Genomic DNA, 18436 nt, shown 5'->3' with positions numbered 1-18436 from the left:
TCCGCGCTCACCACAGGGGCCGCCCGGTCATGCGAGGCGCGGGGGCGAGCCCGAGCAGCGCGAGGACGCTGGGCGCGATGTCGGCGAGGGTGGCCGGTCCGGCGGGTGCGGCCGGCTGCTGCCCGGCGGCCGGAACGAGCACGGCGGGAACCGGGTTGGTCGTGTGCCCGCCGTACGGCCGGCCACCACCGTCGGGGGCATCGGTGAGCATCTTCTCGGCATTGCCGTGGTCCCCGACGAGCAGCACCCAGCGGCCGGTCGCCCGCGCCGCACCGCAGACGGCCTCCACGGCTCGGTCGGTGTGCTCGGCGGCCTGGCGGGTCGCGTCGAAGTGACCGGTGTGGCCGACCACGTCGATGTTGGCGAGGTTCGCGACCACCAGGGGTACGTCCTCGCGGCGGGCGGCCGAGATCACGGCTTCGGTGACCCGGTCGATGTTCATCGCGGGTCGCGCCGTGTAGTCGGCAGCCGTGTCACCGGTGATCCTGACGTGCTCCTCGACGGGGACGACGGTCGCGTCCCGGCCGTTGAGGTAGTAGGTGACGTGCTCGAACTTCTCGGCCTCGGCGACGCGTACGGAGCGCACGCCGTGCTCGGCCAGTACGGAGGCGAGGCCGCCGCCCGCGTCCGACCGGCGCACCAGCGGCGGGATGTCCGCCTCGGTGTCGTACTGGGCGAGGCTGAGGAAGGTGACCCGCCGGCCGGCGAGCCGGCCGTGCAGGTCGTCCGCGAGCTGCTGGATGCGGTCGCTGCGGAAGTTCGTGAACAGGATGGCGTCGCCGTCCCGGACGGGACCGAGCGGCCGGCCGTCGGCGCCCGTGACGACGCAGGGCGGCACCCATTCGTCACCGCGCCGGGTCAGCTCCAGCGCCTCCTGCGGCTCGCCGATCGCCTCTCCCTTGCCGTCGACGAGGGCGAGGGAGACCTTCTCGGTCAGTTCGAGGTTGCCGCTCTTGTCGAGCGCGTAGCCGCGCCCGACGACCGTCGCCACCTCACCGATGCCCGCCTCGGCGAGGAAGGTGTCGACCAGGCCGAGGTAGGCGGCGGCCGTGTGGTCGGCGACGTCCCGCCCGTCGGTGATGGCGTGGACGCGGACCTGAGGCACCGCGAACCGCGCCGCGATGCGGAGCAGTTCCTGCAGGTGCCGCACGTCGGCGTGGATCATGCCGTCGGAGCAGAGCCCGACGAGGTGCAGGGTTCCGCCACTCCCGGCGAGGCCCGTCAGCACCTCGGTCAGGGTCTCGTTCGAGCGCATGCGCCCGCTGGAGATCTCCTCCTGGACGAGCACGCTGTCGTACGGGATGGGGCGGCCGGCGCCGATGACCATGTGCCCGATCTCCGAGTTGCCCACCGTTCCGGGGAGCAGTCCGACGGCGGTGCCGGAGGCGTCGGCGAGGACGGTCGGGCAGGTGGCGAGCAGGCCGTCGAGGTACGGCGTGGCGGCCGCGGTCAGGGCGTTGGCCGCGCCGGACTCCGCGTGCCCCCAGCCGTCGAGCACCAGGAGGATGCCCGGGGTTCCGGCGCTCACAGGGTGCTCGTGGTGTCGCCGTCGTGGAGGCTGTCGAGCGTCTTCCAGAAGGTCGGGAAGGACTTCGCGACGCAGCCGGGGTCCTTGATGACGACGCCCTCGGTGCGCAGGCCGGCGATGGCGAAGCACATGGCGATGCGGTGGTCGTCGTAGGTGTCGACGACCGCGCCCCGCGGGGTGCCTCCGGTGATGGTCATGGCGTCGGGGAACTCCTCGACGGTGATGCCCATCTTGCGCAGTTCGGCGGTGACGGCCGCGATGCGGTCGCACTCCTTGATCCGGAGGCTGGCGATGTTGCTGATGTGCGTGGTGCCCTGGGCGAAGGCGGCGACGACCGCGAGGGTCGGGACGACGTCGGGCATGGTCTCCATGTCGATGTCGATGCCGTGGAGTTCCCCGCCGGTCAGGGTGATCGAGTCGTCCGTGACGTCGGCCGTGCAGCCCATGCGGACCAGGGCCTCGACGAGGCCGACGTCGCCCTGCTTGGACGACTTCCCGATGCCCGGGATGGTGACCGTGCCGCCGAGCACCGCGGCGGCGGCGAGGAAGTACGACATGCCGGAGGCGTCGGGCTCGACGTCGACCGTGCCGCCGCGCAGCTTCTGTCCGGCGGCGACCTTGAAGCGGGTGTAGCCGTCGCGCTCGACGACGACGCCCATCTCGGCGAGGGCGGCGATCGTCATCTCGACGTAGGGCTTGGAGATCAGGTCGTCGATGACGTGGACCTCGGTGTCCTGCTCGGCACGCGTGGCGTTGACCAGCAGGCTGGAGGTGAACTGGGAGCTGACCGCGCCGCTGATCCGGGTGGTTCCGCCGCGGAAGCTCGGGCCGGTGACCTTGATCGGCGGGCTGCCGTTGCCGCGGACGGCCTCGGCCGTCACACCGAGGCCGGGCAGCGCTTCGAGGAGGGAGCCCATGGGGCGCTCCTGCATGCGCTTGGTGCCGGTGAGCACGGTCGTCCCCTCGGCGTGGCCGGCCATGGCGATCAGGAACCGGATCGGGGTGCCGGCCGCGCCGACGTACACCTCCTCGGCCGGGGCCACCATCGGCCGGCCGGTGGGCGTGACGGTGATCCGCTCGGCCGCGGCGTCGATGTCCACGTCGACATGGCCGAAGGCCCGCAGCGCACCCGCGAGGAACTGCGTGTCGTCGCAGACCAGGGCGCCCTCGAGCGTCGTGGCCTCACCGGACAGGGCGGCGAGCGCCAGGTAGCGGTTGGAGTAGCTCTTGGAGCCGAGGACCTTCACCCGCTTGTCGAAGCTCTGCAGGGGTCGGATCGTGACGCTCTCGGCCTTCATCCGCAGATCTGTCTCGAACGAGCTCAAAGCCTCTCCCGATGGTCATGGCGTCGTGTCCTCACGACGCCGCCGGTGACACGATCGAGACTGCGGGCCCCGCGGTATGGCTGAGAAGTTCCTTCCGGGGGCAGCAAGTTGCCGGGCAGCATGCTGCCTCCCGGCATCGGATCCGATCACTCGGCGACGGTCAGATGATCAAACACCGTGCTATCTTGAAGAAATTCAATTCAGCAGCAGGCCTGGGGGGCGGATGTTGCAGTCATTGGGATTGGACGAACTGGCGCACGCGATCTACCGCTTCGCACTCGACCGGCCGGGGTGCCATCTGAACGACCTCCCGCTCGGCGTCGACGCGCCGGAGGTCGCCGTACGCCAGAGGGTGAACCGGCTCGTGGAGCTCTCGCTGCTGCGCCAGCTGTCCGGCACTCTCGTGCCGACCCGGCCGCCGCTCGCCCTGCGCACGATGCTGGAGCGGCAGCAGTCCGAACTCCTACGCCGGCAGCAGGAGTTCGTCCACATCAAGGCGGCCGTGGACCGGCTCTCCGAGGAGTACGAGGACGCTCAGGCCCGGGGCGCCCACGCCGGCTGGGAGCGCCTCGAGTCCCAGGCCGCGATCCACGCGCGTATGGAGCGCCTGGCCGGCCGGACCACCACCGAGTGCGTCTCCCTGCTCCCCGCCGGCGCCAACAGCGCCGAGGCGATGCACGCCCGGCGCCCGATCGACCAGCACATGCTGGACCGCGGGATCCTGGTCTGGAACGTCTACCTGGACAGTGTCTACAACGACCGGGCCGGCCTCGCCTACGCCCGCTGGATCGCCCACAGCGGCGGCAAGGTCGGCACGGCGCCGACCCTCCCCCTCTGGCTCGTCGTCTACGACCGGACCACGGCTCTGCTGCCCGCCGACCCGGCCGACCCGGGCGCCGGGGCCGTGCAGGTGTCGGGTGCCGGGTACATCACCGGGCTGATCGCGCTGTTCGAGCGCCTGTGCGAGAGCATGACGCCGCTGGACGCGCCGGGCGCCTGCGACGGCGACCAGCCCACACCGCTCGAAAAGGAGCTGCTCCGCCTGATGGGTCAGGGACTCACCGACGAAGCGGTGTGCAAGAAGCTCGGCCTGGGCCTGCGCACCGCGCGCCGCTCGATCGCCGACATCATGGAGCGGCTGGGCGCCCGCAGCAGATTCGAGGCCGGGGCCAAGGCCGTCGAACGCGGCTGGCTGCGCCCCTGCGCGTGCGGCGGCGACCAGCCCGTGCGGGCGAAGGATCCGAAGGCCGCCGCCGCCCTGTCCGCCTCGGTCGCCGAAGGGCTGGACGTCGGCGTGCTGGTGTGAGCGTCAGGCCTCGGCGACCGCCAGCTCCTCCAGACTCGGAACGGCGAGCAGACCGGAGAGCCGGCTCAGGTTGTCCCGCCGGAGGCGGTAGTAGACCCAGGTGCCACGGCGCTCGGACCTCACCAGATTCGCCTCGCGGAGGATCTTGAGGTGGTACGAGATCGTCGGCGCCGACAGGTCGAAGGGGCCGGTCAGGTCGCAGACGCACACTTCCCCGTCACCCGTTGCGGACGCGATCATCGACAGCAGGCGGAGCCGGATCGGGTCGCCCAGGGCCTTGAACATCTTGGCCGTGCCCGCGGCCTGCTCCTCGTCGAGGGGCGCGGCCACCACGGGGGTGCAGCAGGTTACGGGGTCGATCACCTCAAGCTGTGCCATCTGTCTAGTTTTACAGTTGTCGAACTCTTTGCGCAACTGACCTGAGACGTGACGAGAGGCACCTCATTCGCCTCTCTGACAAGGGAAATGGCCCTGCCTCCGCCAAGGGAAATGGCCCTGCCTCCGGGCGGTGGGGACGCGCGACGGAGGCAGGGCCGGGGTGCCCGACGGGGACGCCATGCGGAGGAGGTCCGTCGGGCGGACCGCGGAGAACCGGATCAGGCGGGTGCCTTGGAGACGCGGCAGGCGAAGCACTTGTACGCCTGCTGGCCGGAGAGGTTGTCGTAATAGCGGTCGTCGACGAGGGCGTTCGCCGCCTCGTAGTGATCGGCTCCCAGCTCCCCCGCGAGCTTCTGCGCGGGGCCGAACGTGTTGGGCAGGAAGACGGTGTCCTCCCGGATGCCCTCCCAGTACAGGGCCGTGGCGGTGACCTTGCCCCGTGGGCTCTCCACGACCACGTCGTCGCGGTCCTCGATGCCGAGCCGGCGGGCCGTGTCGGGGTGGATCTGGAGAAGCCTGATCCCGTTGAGACGTGCCCCGGTGGGGGTCCAGTGGGTGACGGAGGCGAAGTGGACCACGCTCGGCCGGCCGGTCATGCCCATGAGCGGGTAGTCCCGGTGGACGGAGCCGTCGCCCCGTACTCCGAGCCGCACCGGATGCGTGACGGCCTGCGGGTTGAGGGGGCTGGTGACGAAGCGGTTCTCGTACCTGAGCGTGGGGTGGGCGCCGGTCACCTCCGGGTGGGTGTAGAAGCCGGGCAGGGCGGCGTGGCCGGCCGTGGCGAGTCGCCGGTCCAGCTCCTCGGTGTAGATCTCGATCTTGCCGCTGGGGGTGAGGAAGCGCTGCCCCTTCTTGGCACCGAGCGACTCCGCGGCCTCGTACCAGGACGGGTGGTCCTGGTAGAGCGCGCTGACGCCGGGGTGGTCGGGCGTCGGGCAGGGCCAGCGCAGCGGCTCGGCGCGCTTCCGCATCCGTTCCCGCGTCATGCCGCCCACGCCCGGGGTGTGCTTGACGAACTCGGCCCAGAGGGTCGAGTAGTCCTTCCAGGCCAGGGGGAAGGAGTCGGCCCAGTACGCGTGCCCCTTCCGCCGGTCCTGGCGCGCGAAGGCGTGGGCGAGGTCGATCCAGATCTCGCAGTCGGTCTTCGACTCGCCGCAGCGCGGGACGGCGGCCTCCTGCCAGCGGATCGCCCGGTCGTCGCGCCGCATGTACACGCCCTCGTACTCCAGCGGCGAGCTCACCGGGAGGACGACGTCGGCGTAGTAGGCGGCCTCCTCCATGAAGAGGCCGGTGTAGACGTAGAAGTCGAGCTTGCGGAACGCCTCCTTGACCTTCTCCGTGTTGGCGGAGGAGATCAGCGGGTTGCCCTGGGTGATGATCGCCTTGAGGGGGTACGGCCTGCCGGTGAGGATGGCCTCGGCGAAGTAGTCGGGGCCCACGGGCAGGGCGGTGCCCACGTCGGGCGTGCGGACGGTGAGTTCGGGCAGGTGCAGGTCGCCGGGCCAGGTGTTGTGCATGAAGTCGCACCCGGTGCCGAGCCGGCCGATGTTGCCCGTGACCGCGGCGAGGAACGTGAGCACGCGGTACGTGTCGAAGGCGCCGAGCTGGTGCGAGATGCCGGCGTTGCAGAAGACGGCCGCCTTGTCGGCGCGGGCGTACTCGCGCGCGATGCGGCGGATGGTGTCGGCCGGGACACCCGTGACGTCGGCGGCCCACTCCGGGGTGTGTCCGGACGCCGCCATGTGGGCCTGGAGCTCCTTGAAGCCGAGGACCCAGCGGTCGACGAACTCCCGGTCGTACAGGTGCTTGTCGAGGATGTGGTGGAGGATGCCCAGGGCCAGGGCGAGGTCGGTGTGCGGCTTCGGGGAGATCCATTCGTCGGCGAGCGCGCCCGTGGGAGTCTCCCGGGGGTCGACGACGACGAGCTTGGCGCCCGTACGGGCCTTCCCGCGGAGCAGGTAGTCGAACGTGACGGGGTGGGTCTCGGCCTGGTTGGTGCCGAGGAAGAGGAAGTAGTCGGCGGAGCCCAGGTCGTCCTCGCCGGTGGCGCCGTCCGTGCCGTAGCCGTTGGTGAAGTTCCCGAGGCCGAAGGTGGCCTTGAGGGCATTGCCGCCGGCGTCGTTGCAGACCGGGCCGACGTCGGTGTTGTTGGGGCTGCCGAGGAGCGCGAACAGACGGGCCACCAGGGAACCGGTGCCCCGGGGGAGACGGCCGGTGGTCCGGTTGGCGATCGCGGCGGCCTCGCCGCGATCGCGCAGCGCGAGGAGGCGGCGGGCGATCAGGTCGAGCGCCTCGTCCCACGTGGCCTCACGGAAGACGGAGTCCTTCGAGCCCTTCCTGCCGCCGGTACGGATCAGGGGCTTGGTCAGGCGCAGCGGGTTGTGGGTGATCTCGGCCATCATCGGGGCCTTGACGCAGATGTTGCCCTGCTGCACCGGGTCGCCCGGCGCGCCCTGGACGCTGATGACACGGTCGGCACGGACACCGACGGAGATGGCGCAGTTCGAGTTGCAGAACTGGCAGGCGCTCTTGACCGTCCGGTCGGGGTGGAGGGCCGCCGAGCCCTCGGTGAAGTTCAACAGACCGCCCTCGCCGACGGTGGTAGGTGATGCGACGTTCACGGGGTTGCCTCCGGCCGCGGACGCGGTCGGGACGTTGACCATCAGGGCCGCGCCGGTGAGCACGGCACCCTGGACGACGTTCCTTCTGGAGACAGGCTTGTTGCTCTGGGACACGTCCGACTCCCCCTGTGGTGTGGCAGGCGTCGAGAGCCTATGGTGATCACCACTCTCTGTCTAGAGAATCATCGAATCAAAGGGTTACAGTGAGGCGCGCGCCGCCCTGTCGCCTGGACCGGCCTGTTCTCGCGCTGCCTTGACGCTCTGTCAGCTCCTTTCCAGATCCCGTTCGTTTCCAGATCCGTGCATTTCCAGATCCGTGCATGCCGACACGAGACCCGCAGGGGGGTGGGGATGAATCCGTGTGCGCGCTCGCTGCCGGGAGCGGGGCTCGTCCGCGCTCTGCTCCTCACCTGGCTGAGCGTGGTGATGTCGGCCTGCGGCCACAGTGTGGCCACGGGAGTGTCGCCCTCATGGAGTGCGATCACGGTGGGCTCCGCGGCCGTCGCCCTCGTGGTGGCACCCCTCGCTCGTCGCCGGATGACCACGGCCGCGAACTCGGGTGTTCTCGCCGCGCTCCAGATCGGACTGCACGCCTTCTTCTCGGCCACGATGCCGAAGAGCCCGATGCCGCACACCATGGGCGCGATGCACGGGGGCACGACTCCCCTGCCCTGGGCGGCCGTTCTTCCCACCATCCCGATGATCTGTGCTCACGTCGTGGCGGCGGCCGGCGTCGCGTGGCTGCTCCGCGGCGGGGATGCGGCGGTGTCCCGGCTCCGCGAACTCGCCCACCTGTACGGCTCCGACGTCGTCGCGTACATACGACACACCCTCAACCACCTGGTGCGTCAGGGACGTTGCCGCACAAGCGCACCCGCACTCCGTCTTCCGCGTGCTCGGTCCTGGCCGGCCGCGACGCCCCTCGGCCCTCAGCCCCTCCTCGCGCACGAGGTGACCCGACGCGGACCCCCGCGATGGATGGCCGTCCTCGGCTGACGTCGTCGTCCATCCGTCCCGTCCCGGTACGCGTGTGCCTACGAGGCACCGTTCGGGGCCCCGCACCAACGGAGTCACACCCATGCGCACTTCCGCACGCCTCGGTCTCCTCGCCGCGACCACGGTCGCCGGTCTCGCTCTCGCCTCCTCCCCCGCCTTCGCCCATGTGTCCGTCCAGCCGGAGGGCACCGCCGCCAAGGGCGGCTACGCCACCGTGAACGTCAAGGTCCCCAACGAGCGGCCGAACGCCTCGACCACCAAGGTCGAGGTGTCGTTCCCGGCCGATCACCCGCTGGCCTCGGTCATGCCGCAGGCGGTGCCCGGCTGGACCATCGAGGTGACCAGGACGAAGCTCGCCAAGCCGCTGACGCTGCACGGCAAGAGCATCACCGAGGCCGTCAGCAAGGTCACCTGGACCGCCACCGACAAGGGCATCCAGCCGGGCTACTTCCAGAAGTTCCCGCTGTCGCTCGGCCGGCTGCCCGAGGACGCGGACGAACTCGTCCTCAAGGCGCTGCAGACGTACGACAACAAGGAGGTCGTGCGCTGGATCGAGCCGCCGGTGGCGGGCCAGGAGGAGCCGGAGCACCCGGCCGCCGTGCTGAAGCTCTCCGCGGCGACCGACGACCACCACGGCGGTGCGCCCGCTTCGAACGCGCCCGCCGCGAAGCCCTCGGGCGGCGGCGGCCACGGCGCCGAGCAGGCGCAGGCGCACGACGACGGCGAGCACGGTACCGAGCGGTGGCTCGGCATCGCCGGGATCGTCCTGGGCGCGGCCGGACTCGGCACGGCTCTGGTCACCAGCCGTCGCCGCGGCGACGCCTGATCCGGAAGGGCCGCCATGACGGTCACCGTCTCCCGCGCGCGCCGCTGGGTCCTCGTCCTGCCGGCCGCTCTCGGCCTGCTCGTCGCCGGGGCCCCGCCGGCCGACGCGCATGCCGTGCTCACCGGCAGTACGCCCGCGCGCGGGGCGGTGGTCGCCGAGGCCCCGTCCCGGGTGGCGCTGACCTTCACCGAGGAGATCGCGCTCAGCGCCGACGCCGTACGCGTGCTGGATCCCACGGGCCGACGGGTGGACGACGCCCGGCCCGTGGAGGTGGGCGGCGGCTCGTACGCGGTCGACCTGCGGGGCAGGCTGCCGCGCGGGACGTACACGGTGGCGTACCAGGTGGTGTCCGCCGACAGTCACCCGGTCGCGGGCGCGTTCACGTTCTCCGTGGGCGCCCCTTCGGCGACCTCCGCGGGCGCGGCACCGACCGTGCGCGATCCGGACGCGGGCCCCGTCGGGTGGGCCTACGCGGCGGCGCGCTTCGGCGCGTACGCCGGGATGGTCCTCCTGGCGGGTGCGGTCTGCTTCCTGATGGTGTGCCGGCCGGAAGGACGGGAGCACCGCCTGTCGCGCCGTGCGGTGGTGGTGGGGTGGTCGGTGCTGCTCGCGTGCACGCTCGCCCTGCTCGTCCTCCGGGGCGCGTACACCGGCTCCGGGGAGCTCGGGGAGGTCGCCGACGTCGCACGCCTCGGCGAGGCGTGGGGAACCAGGGCGGGGGTGCTCTTCGGTGTGCGCCTGGGGCTGCTGGCCGCGGGCGCCCTGGCGTGGGCCCGGTGGCGGAGGACCGCCGCCGAGGGCACCACCCGTGTCACGCGGGTCGGCGCACTGCTCCTGGGATGCGCACTCGCCTGGACCTGGGCCGGCGCCGAGCACGCCTCGGCGGGACCGCAGTCGGCCGTCGCCGTACCCGTCGATGTGGTGCATCTGCTGGCGGCCGGCGCGTGGATCGGCGGGTTGTGCGTGCTGACCCTCGCGTTGGCACGGGCCGACGCTCCACCCGCGGAGGCGGTGGCCCGGTTCTCGCGGGTCGCGCTCGTCAGCGTGGGTGTTCTCGTGGTCACCGGGCTCTATCAGTCGTGGCGTCAGGTCGGCACGCTGCCCGCCCTGACCGAGACCCGCTTCGGGCTCCTGCTGCTCGCCAAGGCGGGCGGCGTGGCGCTGCTGCTCTGCCTCGGCTACGTCTCACGCCGCTGGACCGCCCGTCTGGAGGAGGGCCAGACCCCGCTGCGGACCCTCCGGCGCTGGGTGGCGACGGAGGCCGCCCTCGGGGTGGCCGTTCTGGCGATCACCACGGTGCTGACCACGACGGAACCCGCGCGCTCGGCGCAGTCGGCGACGAAGGCGGAGCCCGTCGCCGTCGTGTCGGTCGAGGCCTCGTTCGACAGCGGGGGCCCCAGGGGGAGGGGAACGGCCGACATCGTCGTGGACCCCGGGCGGGTCGGCGCCAACGCGGTCCATGTGACCGTGACGGACCCGGCCGGCAGGCTCCTCGACGTTCCCGAGATACGGGCCGCGCTGACGTCGTCCGAAGGCATCGGCCCCTTGCCGGTCCCCATACGGCGCGCGTCCGAAGGCCACTGGACCGTCTCCGGCTTCCAGGTGCCGGCACCGGGCGCCTGGGAGCTGGCGCTGACCGTGCGGACCTCCGACGTCGACCAGGTCACGCTGCGTCGTCCGCTCGATCTCCGCTGACCATGGCGGCGACGGGAGGGGTGGCTTGCCGACCGGAAACCTGCGGAAGAATGGGGAAAGCGGTCGCCGCGGCACCCTCCGACATGGGAGTATCAGCACATGCTGACATCAGTCAAGAGTGATGTATTAAAGGTGCTGGCCGACCCCCTGCGCCTCCAGATCGTGACACTGCTGGCACGCGAGTCCCTCTGCACGACCCACCTGGTCGAGGAGACGGGAGCGCGGCAGACCAACCTGTCCAACCATCTGAAGGTGCTGCGCGAGGCCGGTCTCGTCGACGCCGAACCCTGCGGACGGTGGACGTACTACCGCCTCAGGCCCGAGGCACTGTCCGCACTCGCCGGCGAGCTGACCCACCTCGCGACAGTGGCACAGGAGACCGCCGAGAGCGGCGGCCGCAAGCGGAGCTGCTGACATCGACAGGAACCGACATCCCGAAAGCATGGCCGCCGGGCACGCCGGTGGGCGGCCGGCGCAAGACGCCGACCGCCCACCGGGAGAGCCACTGCCCTCCGAACGGTCAACACACCGGAGCAGGGCTCGGCACCGCCACGGGCGGGTCCAGCCGCACCGTCCTGTCGCAGAGCCGCGCCACCTGGGCAGGGTCGTGCGACACGAGCAGGACGGTCCGGCGACCGCGCAGAGCCGCCACGGACTCCTCGACCGTGTCCCGGCTCCGCTCGTCCAGGGCGCTCGTCGGCTCGTCGAGGAGCAGGGCGGCCGGCTCCAGGGCGAGGGCACGGGCGAGACACAGCCGCTGGCGCTGGCCGGCGGACAGGTTCTGCGCCGGGGAGTCGAGCCGGTCGCAGACCTCCTTCCACAACCCTGCCTCGTTCAGGGCCTGTTCGGCCCGGTCGCGCAGGGTCTCGCGGGACGCCCGCACGACGTGCCGGATCCCGAAGAGGGCGTTGTCGAGGATGCTGCCGCCGAAGACCACCGGCGTCTGTGGCACGAGGACGGCCTTGGTCCTGAGGTCGGCGTCGCCCTTCCGGGGCGCGATCGGCCGGCCCAGGACCTCAAGATGCCCGTCCCGGGTGAGCCCGGCGGGAAGGAGGTCGACGAGGGCGCGCAGCACCGTCGACTTGCCGGCCCCCGACGGCCCGCAGAGGCCGGTGGTCGACCCCTGCTCCAGGCCGAAGGAGACGGGTCCGACGAGGGTCTTCTCCCGGTCCCGCACCCGGAGTTCCCGTACAGCGATCACGTGGTCCATCGCTCCCCCTCGAAGCGGTTGCGCAGCGCGACCGCCACGCAGAGCAGTACAGCCGTGATGAGCACCAGGACCAGCGCGCTGCCCCACGCCTGCGAGACCGCCTGCGGGTCGCCCGAGTCCTGGGACAGGGTGAAGATGTGGGTGGGCAGGGCCTGCACGGGAGCGTTCACGATTCCGCCGGGCAGCGCCGGCGCGCCGAAGAACACCGTGGCGGTGAACAGCAGCGGCGCGGTCTCCCCCGCGGCACGGGCCAGGCCGAGCAGGAGCCCGGTGAGCGTGGCCGGCCAGGCGTACGGAACGACGACGGACCGGATGTACTGAGCGCGCGACAGGCCCAGCGCCAGCGCACTCTCGGTCATCTCCACGGGCATGCCGCCGACCCGGCCGGCCGTCGTCAGCGCGACCACGGGTACGACCACCGGCACGAGCACGATGGCGCCCGCCAGCCACGACCGGCCCCAGCCCATGGTGGTGCAGATGATCACGAACCCGGCGAGGCCGAGGAGGATGGTCGGCGTCCCGCCCACCACCACGGTCACCGTCTGCAGGACGCGCCCGGCGCGGGCGGAGGCGTACACGCCGAGCAGGATGCCGGCCCCGAACCCCAGCGGGAGCGAGATGAGCCCCGTGGTGACGACGAGGAGGAGCGTACCGAGGATCTGGTCGCTCACCCCGCCGCCGGCCGAACCGGCCGCGGACGTGAACCAGAACGCCGGCGCGAAGGCCGCGCTCCCCCGCGTCGCGAGGATGGCGAGCATGGCCACGAGCAGGGCGCCGGGGAGCAGCAGCGCCCCCATGCGGAGCACGCCCACGGCCCTGTCGAGCTCTCCGCGCATCCTCACGGGCTGCCGCTTCCGGATCCCGCGCGCCGCGGAACCCGCGCCCGGGCCCGAGCCCGACGAGCGCCGGATGCCCCACACGGTCGAAGCGGCGACGAGCGCGAGAAGGATGAGTCCCAGGCCGCAGATCGCGGCGAAGTAGGGGCCGGACGTGCCTGCCAGGACCGGCTCGGGTCCCGCCAGCTTGGTGGTGAGCGTCTGCCCGGGGTGGACGAGCGAGTCGAGCAGTTCGCCGAACGACGTGGGCAGTCTCCCGTCGGCCCTTCCCACGACCAGGAACACGGCGATCGCCTCACCGAGCGCCCGGGCCAGGCCCAGGAGCACACCGGCCCGCATCCCCTGCCGGGCCTGCGGCAGCACGGCGGACCGGACGACTTCCCGCCGTGTGAGCCCCAGCGAGTAGGCGGCCTCGCGATACCGGTCCGGTACGGCGGACAGCGCGTCCACGCTCACGGCCACGATCGTCGGCGTGATCATGACGGCCAGGACGATGCCGGCCGCCAGGAGGCTGTCACCGCCCGGCACGTCCCCGAGCCACGCGATGAGCGGGCGCACCGCCATGATGCCGATGAGGCCGTACACGATGGACGGGACGGCGGCGAGGAGCTCCACGCTCATGCGCAGGGGTCGGGCGAGCCGCGGCGGCAGGTACTCCGAGAGCGCGATGGCCCCCGCCCACCCGACCGGCACGGCGAGCACCAGCGAGACGAGGCACACGACGGCCGAGCCGTAGATCATGGCGAGGCCGCCGAAGACGGAGTCGGACGGACTCCACATCGGCTCCGCCAGGAGGCCGGTCCAGTCGACCGCGCCGCTGAGCAGCCCGACGCCCAGGTAGCCGACGAGCACCAGCATGACGCCGGCGACGGAGACCGTGCCGGCGCCCACCCAGGCCCACACCCACCGAGAGGGGCGCGGGCGGGGTGCTGTGTCCGGTGCGGCAGGCTGCCGCACCGGCGTCTCCAGGGTCACGGGCTACTTCCCGATTTGCTTGAGAGTGAGGTAGCCGTGCTTGGTCAGGAGCGGCTGCCCCTGGTCGGAGAGGATGTAGTCGATGAACTTCTTGGCGTCGCCCTGCGGCTTGCCGTTGGTGACCATGAAGAGCGGGCGGCTCATCGGGTACGTGCCGCTGGCGATGTTCTCCTTGGAGGGGGCGATGCCGTCGAGGGTGACCACGACGAGCTTGTCGCGTCCCTCGACGAAGCCGGTCGACAGCGGCGCGACGGCGCCCGGCGTCGACTCGAGCTTGTTCCGGGTCTCCAGGTTGCCGCCCACGATCGCGAAGTTGCCGGAGTTCGGCGGCGGCGGGGGCTTCTCCCCGTGGTAGAGGTACTTGTCGAGCACCTCGCGCGTGCCGCGCCCGGGCTCCTTGTCGTACACGAAGACCGGGAGGTCGGGGCCGCCGACCTGCTTCCAGTTGGTGATCTTCCCCTCGAAGAGGCCCTTCACCTGATCGACGGTCAGGTTCTTGACCCCGGCGTCGGCGACCTGCCTGGTGATGATCACGCCCACGGCGTCGGCGCCGAGCTGCGTCTCGACATAGTCGGTCTTGGGGCTGGCGGCGCGGTCCTTGTCCGATACCGGCTTCGAGCTGAGCGCGATGTCGATCTGCCCGGCCCCGAGCTGCGAGATCCCGCCGGCCGAACCACCCTGCGTGGCGACGGTGATGTTCATCCCCTGCGCCTTCAGCGCCTCGGCGGCGTCCGCGGCGACGGGCGCCACCGTGGTGGACCCGCTCGCCTGCAGCGCCTTGCCCGCGCCGCTGCCGGCGGCGTCGGCGTCGGCACAGGCCGTCGTGAGCGACGCGATCAGGACGGCCCCCGAAGCGAGACGGGCGAACCGCCGCCGGCTGACCGGACCTGCGGACCGAGCCCTCCGCGTCGTCAAGTCCCGTGGCTGCGACGGAGATTCCATGGTGCGGGACATGCAGGGTCCTCCCCCAGTCGATCTCTGATTCGAACGGAATCTAAGCAGTCAGGCGGGCGACTGAAAACCCTCTGTCGACTATCAGTCACCCGACTCCGGTTCACATTGCCCCCACTTCTGATACATCTTCCGTTTACTTGATCGTTCCTTTACTTGGCCCAGCTCGCGGGTGGCCGGTCAGGCCGGGGTCTCTTCGGGGAACCGCTCGGCCCGCCGTGCGGGCGTCGCGCCGCTCGAACCGGGTCAGGCCGAGCGTTCCCAGAGGGCGGGGGTGGTGGGAGGTTCCCAGCCCGCCTGCGCGGTGTGGGCCTGCAGACAGCGGTAGCCGCTGCCGGCATAGGTGACCTGATCGCCCACGGCGTACGCGATGCCCGCCTGCCAGCTGTCCGACGCCGTCGGCGTAGGAGTGGGGGTGGGGGTGGGGGTCGGAGTAGGGGTGGGGGTGGGGGTCGACGTCGCCGTGGGGGTCGGAGACGGCGACGGGGTGTCGGTGGTGCCGTAGACCTTGAGTTCGTAGAGCGAGTAGCCGTACGAAGTGCCCCGCTGGGTGCCGTACACCCGCACGTAGCGGGCGTTGCCGCTTACGGTCAGTTCGTCGGTTCCGCCGTCGCCGCCGGTGACCGTGGCGAGGTCGGTCCAGGAGGTTCCGTCGGCGGAGGACTGGATCTTGTACGCGGAGGCGTACGCGGCCTCCCAGTCGAGCCGTACCCGGGAGAGCGCGGCGGTCGTGCCGAGGTCGACGGCGAGCCACTGGGGGTCGATGCCCTCGGCGGAGGCCCAGCGCGTCCCGGTCTGGCCGTCGACGGCCCTGGCGGGCTCGTAGCCGGTGCCCTCGGTCGAGGAGGCGGTGGCCGGCCTGCCCTGGGAGAGCAGGGTCTCGGTGCCCGGAGTCGCGGCGGTGGTGACGGAGAGGGCCGTGGAGGCGGCGGAGCGGTTGCCGGCGGCGTCCTTGGCCCGGATGGTGTAGCTGTAGGCGGTGGAGGCGGCGAGGCCGGTGTCGGTGTAGGCGGTGCCGGTGACCGTGCCGGCGAGAGTGGTGCCGCGGTAGACCTCGTATCCGGTCACGCCGGTGTCGTCGGCGGACGCGTTCCAGGCCAGCGAGACGCTGTCGGCGGTGGTGCCGGTCGTCCGCAGACCGCCCGGGACCGTCGGCGCCTGGGTGTCGGTTCCCGGGGTGCCGGCGGTGAGCTGATACGCGCGCATGTTCCGCAGCAGCAGGTAGGTGTCGCGCAGGGAGCCGGAGGTGTCGCCGAGGGAGCGGTAGATGCCCCACTTGGGGCGTACCCGGTCGGCGAGGAAGGTGTCGACACCGGTCTTGGTCGCGTCGACGATCGTGGTGCCGGCGCTCTTGACCACCCAGCGGACGGAGCCCGCGGTGCCGTCGCCGATCTTCATCTCGTACTCGATGTCGATCCACTTGTTCTGGAGGGGCTCCAGATTGGTCCGGCCGACCAGGACGTCCCCGGCGATGACCTTGTGCTCGATGGTCTGCACGCCGTTGACCCGGCGCAGCGAGGTGACCGTGATCGGGGAGCTGCCGGTGCCGGGCTGCTTGGTCTGCATGATGTGCGTGAACGTGGTCGTGGCCATCAGTGAGCTGGGGACGTACATCGAGTACGTGACCCGCCAGGTCTCCCCGAGCCTCCACTGGAGGTAGGAGGAGGACGAGGTGCGGTTGCCGGTGACCTCGTGGCGCTGCCGGTCGGTGGAGGTGTCCCGGTCGACCATGTGCATGTCGAAGCGGTAGGCGTCGCCCGCCACCTTGATGTGCGGCCCGAAACTCGTGTGCGAGTCGGCCCGGTCGTCCTCAAGGGTCTCGAAGGCGCCGAGTCCCTGGACCGCGGGATCGGGAGCCCACCGGAGCGTCCAGGTCGGAGCCGCTTCGGCGGGGGTGGAGGGGAGGCTCAGGGCGAGCAGTCCCAGGGCGAGTGCGGCCACGAGAGCCGCCAGCGAACGTCGGTACGTCATGTGTCACCCTTCAGCGAGCTTGTCTGGATCGGACCGTGAGCGGGGTGCGTCGGCAGGGGCCGCCGCCGGACCCGCCGCGTGTCGCTGTCACGAGGTGATGGAGAAGGACTCCCCGTAGACGCTCCAGTACAGGGGGGTGTTGAGGTAGAGGTTGCCCTCGTTCAGGAACCTGCGCTGAGCGGTGCTGACCCGTGTGGTGTCGCTGTGCGCCTCCTCCTTGCGCATCTCCGCCTCTCGCTCGTCGAGGAAGGCGTTCAGGAACGTGACCTCGTTGCCGCCCTGGGACGGCGGCTTCACCCGGGAGACGGCCCGCGAGCGGATCGCGCGGAAGCCGTCCTCGCCGTGCATGACGGCGGCGTCGTAATAGGCGAACTGGCCGAGCGTCTTCAGGCCGTCCGTCTTGGCCTGGCCGACGGCCGGGTTGAAGTAGACCCGGTCGCGCTCCTCCTCCTGGGTGTCACGGAAGACGGAGTCCTGGGCGGCGGTGCGCCAGGCGTTCTCGAAGGAGGTGCCCAACCCGGCGTGCGAGTCGGTGCCGTTGACCTCACGCAGGGCCGGCAGATACGGGGCCAGCGGGTTGCCGGGCTTCTTCTGCGTGTAGCGCTCGACGAGGTCGAGCATGTCGCCGGTGCCGGAGCAGAAGCCGATGATGCCGGCGGTGTAACCGCGGCCGTCGCCGATGTCCTCGATGTAGGCGAACTGCGCGCGCCAGTCGAGGGAGGAGTTCTCGAAGGAGGACACCAGTTTCATGGCGATCTCCTTCTTGTACGGGTCGTCCAGAGGCGCGGTGCCGGACGGCGGCGGCGTGGTGGGGCCGGGGCTCGTGGTCGAGCCGCTGCCGTACGCCTCGACCTCGTAGAGCGAGTAGCCGTACGCCGTCCCGCGCTGAGTGCCGTAGACCCGCAGGTAACGCCCGCTGCCACTCACGCCGATGTCGTCGGTGCCGCCGTCACCGCTGGTCGTGCTGTAGACCTGGCGCCAGGCGGAGCCGTCGTCGGACAGCTCGACACGGTACGACTTGGCGTACGCCGCCTCCCACTTGAGCACGACCCGGCCGACGGTCCGCGCACCGCCCATGTCGACCCGGATCCACTGCGGGTCGACCCCTTCGACACTGGCCCAGCGGGTCGAGGTGGAGCCGTCCACGGCCTTTCCGCCCTCGAAGCCGGTGCCCTCGACCGAGGAGACGGACGTCGGCCGCCCGGCGAGCAGGTTGGTCGTGCTGTCCGGCGGTGTCGTGGGGCTGGGGCTTGTGGTCGTACCGCCGTAGACCTCGACCTCGTAGAGGGAGTAGCCGTACGCGGTGCCGCGCTGGGTGCCGTAGACGCGCAGGTAGCGTCCGGAGCCGCTGACCGTGAGGTCGTCGGTGGCTCCGTCGCCGGAGGTGGTGCTGTAGACCTGGCGCCAGGCGGAGCCGTCGTCGGACAGCTCGACACGGTACGACTTGGCGTACGCCGCCTCCCACTTGAGCACGACCTGGCCGACGTCGGTGACCGAGCCCAGGTCGATCTGGATCCACTGGTTGTCGACGCCTTCGACACTGGCCCAGCGGGTGGAGGTGGAGCCGTCCACGGCCTTGGCCGGCTCCAGGCCGGCGCCCTCCACGGAGGAGGCCGTGACGGACTTGCCGAGGGCGAGGTTCGTACCGGCGGCGGACGCGGGTGTGAGTCCGACGAAGCCGGCGATCAGACCACCGGTGAGGACGGTCGCGGTGATCGCCTGCCAGAGCATGGCGTTTCTTCGCATGGCTGTGCCCTTTCCGTTCATGCAGTGGGACGGGAGGGAGACAAGGGACGGCTGTCGTGTGGCCGCAGGGGG

At 71.3% G+C, this 18436-nt stretch carries 13 protein-coding genes and 2 pseudogenes; 5 read left to right on the top strand and 10 right to left on the bottom strand.

What is annotated here, in order from left to right:
- Nucleotides 1–7 precede the first annotated feature (7 nt).
- Both gpmI and aroA read right to left on the bottom strand, forming a co-directional pair.
- Nucleotides 8–1528, bottom strand: coding sequence for a 2,3-bisphosphoglycerate-independent phosphoglycerate mutase (gene gpmI, locus AB0M18_RS09225; RefSeq protein ID WP_365756183.1), 1521 nt, complete (start codon nucleotides 1526–1528; stop codon nucleotides 8–10).
- Complete coding sequence (gene aroA, locus AB0M18_RS09220; protein WP_365756244.1) at nucleotides 1525–2826, bottom strand: 3-phosphoshikimate 1-carboxyvinyltransferase; 1302 nt, start codon at nucleotides 2824–2826, stop codon at nucleotides 1525–1527. Before aroA ends, gpmI begins: the two co-directional genes overlap by 4 nt.
- Nucleotides 2827–3088: 262 nt before the next feature.
- On the opposite strand from aroA, the gene AB0M18_RS09215 reads away from it, so the two are divergent.
- Nucleotides 3089–4159, top strand: a complete 1071-nt coding sequence (locus AB0M18_RS09215; RefSeq protein WP_365756182.1) for a helix-turn-helix transcriptional regulator — start codon at nucleotides 3089–3091, stop codon at nucleotides 4157–4159.
- A 3-nt stretch (nucleotides 4160–4162) separates the two neighbouring features.
- Here AB0M18_RS09215 and AB0M18_RS09210 read toward each other — a convergent pair whose 3' ends face one another.
- Both AB0M18_RS09210 and AB0M18_RS09205 read right to left on the bottom strand, forming a co-directional pair.
- Nucleotides 4163–4537 (bottom strand): metalloregulator ArsR/SmtB family transcription factor, encoded by a 375-nt coding sequence (locus AB0M18_RS09210; protein ID WP_365756181.1) that lies wholly within the window; start codon nucleotides 4535–4537, stop codon nucleotides 4163–4165.
- A gap of 218 nt (nucleotides 4538–4755) precedes the next feature.
- Nucleotides 4756–7272: a molybdopterin-dependent oxidoreductase gene (locus AB0M18_RS09205; protein WP_365756180.1), complete on the bottom strand. Its 2517-nt coding sequence runs from the start codon at nucleotides 7270–7272 to the stop codon at nucleotides 4756–4758.
- 237 nt (nucleotides 7273–7509) lie between these two features.
- Here AB0M18_RS09205 and AB0M18_RS09200 point away from each other — a divergent pair, with 237 nt between their 5' ends.
- From AB0M18_RS09200 to AB0M18_RS09185, 4 genes are all read left to right on the top strand, one after another.
- On the top strand, nucleotides 7510–8154 hold the full coding sequence (locus AB0M18_RS09200) for a hypothetical protein (RefSeq protein ID WP_365756179.1): 645 nt from the start codon (nucleotides 7510–7512) through the stop codon (nucleotides 8152–8154).
- An 82-nt stretch (nucleotides 8155–8236) separates the two neighbouring features.
- The gene (locus tag AB0M18_RS09195) at nucleotides 8237–8980 is read left to right on the top strand and encodes a YcnI family protein (protein ID WP_365756178.1); all 744 of its coding nucleotides are present in this window, start codon (nucleotides 8237–8239) and stop codon (nucleotides 8978–8980) included.
- A 15-nt stretch (nucleotides 8981–8995) separates the two neighbouring features.
- The gene (locus AB0M18_RS09190; protein WP_365756177.1) at nucleotides 8996–10675 is read left to right on the top strand and encodes a copper resistance protein CopC; all 1680 of its coding nucleotides are present in this window, start codon (nucleotides 8996–8998) and stop codon (nucleotides 10673–10675) included.
- Between the two features lie 99 nt (nucleotides 10676–10774).
- Nucleotides 10775–11089, top strand: a complete 315-nt coding sequence (locus tag AB0M18_RS09185; protein ID WP_365756176.1) for a metalloregulator ArsR/SmtB family transcription factor — start codon at nucleotides 10775–10777, stop codon at nucleotides 11087–11089.
- Between the two features lie 106 nt (nucleotides 11090–11195).
- Here AB0M18_RS09185 and AB0M18_RS09180 read toward each other — a convergent pair whose 3' ends face one another.
- The 6 genes and pseudogenes from AB0M18_RS09180 to AB0M18_RS09155 form a co-directional block, all read right to left on the bottom strand.
- Nucleotides 11196–11885, bottom strand: a complete 690-nt coding sequence (locus AB0M18_RS09180) for an ATP-binding cassette domain-containing protein (protein WP_365756175.1) — start codon at nucleotides 11883–11885, stop codon at nucleotides 11196–11198.
- The gene (gene pstC, locus AB0M18_RS09175) at nucleotides 11873–13696 is read right to left on the bottom strand and encodes a phosphate ABC transporter permease subunit PstC (RefSeq protein WP_365756174.1); all 1824 of its coding nucleotides are present in this window, start codon (nucleotides 13694–13696) and stop codon (nucleotides 11873–11875) included. Before pstC ends, AB0M18_RS09180 begins: the two co-directional genes overlap by 13 nt.
- A gap of 3 nt (nucleotides 13697–13699) precedes the next feature.
- Nucleotides 13700–14611, bottom strand: a complete 912-nt coding sequence (locus AB0M18_RS09170) for a phosphate ABC transporter substrate-binding protein (protein WP_365756173.1) — start codon at nucleotides 14609–14611, stop codon at nucleotides 13700–13702.
- 282 nt (nucleotides 14612–14893) lie between these two features.
- A complete protein-coding gene (locus tag AB0M18_RS09165; protein ID WP_365756172.1) occupies nucleotides 14894–16618 on the bottom strand; it encodes a discoidin domain-containing protein in 1725 nt (574 codons plus the stop codon).
- Between the two features lie 87 nt (nucleotides 16619–16705).
- Nucleotides 16706–17398: pseudogene (locus AB0M18_RS09160) on the bottom strand (chitosanase); the annotation flags it as partial.
- A gap of 84 nt (nucleotides 17399–17482) precedes the next feature.
- Nucleotides 17483–18349: pseudogene (locus AB0M18_RS09155) on the bottom strand (discoidin domain-containing protein); the annotation flags it as partial.
- Nucleotides 18350–18436 lie beyond the last annotated feature (87 nt).

Origin of the sequence: Streptomyces sp. NPDC051909, assembly GCF_040681095.1 — a bacterium.
Lineage (GTDB): Bacteria > Actinomycetota > Actinomycetes > Streptomycetales > Streptomycetaceae > Streptomyces.
Note: the sequence above shows the minus strand (reverse complement) of the source record. Positions and strands in the feature narration are given on the sequence as shown.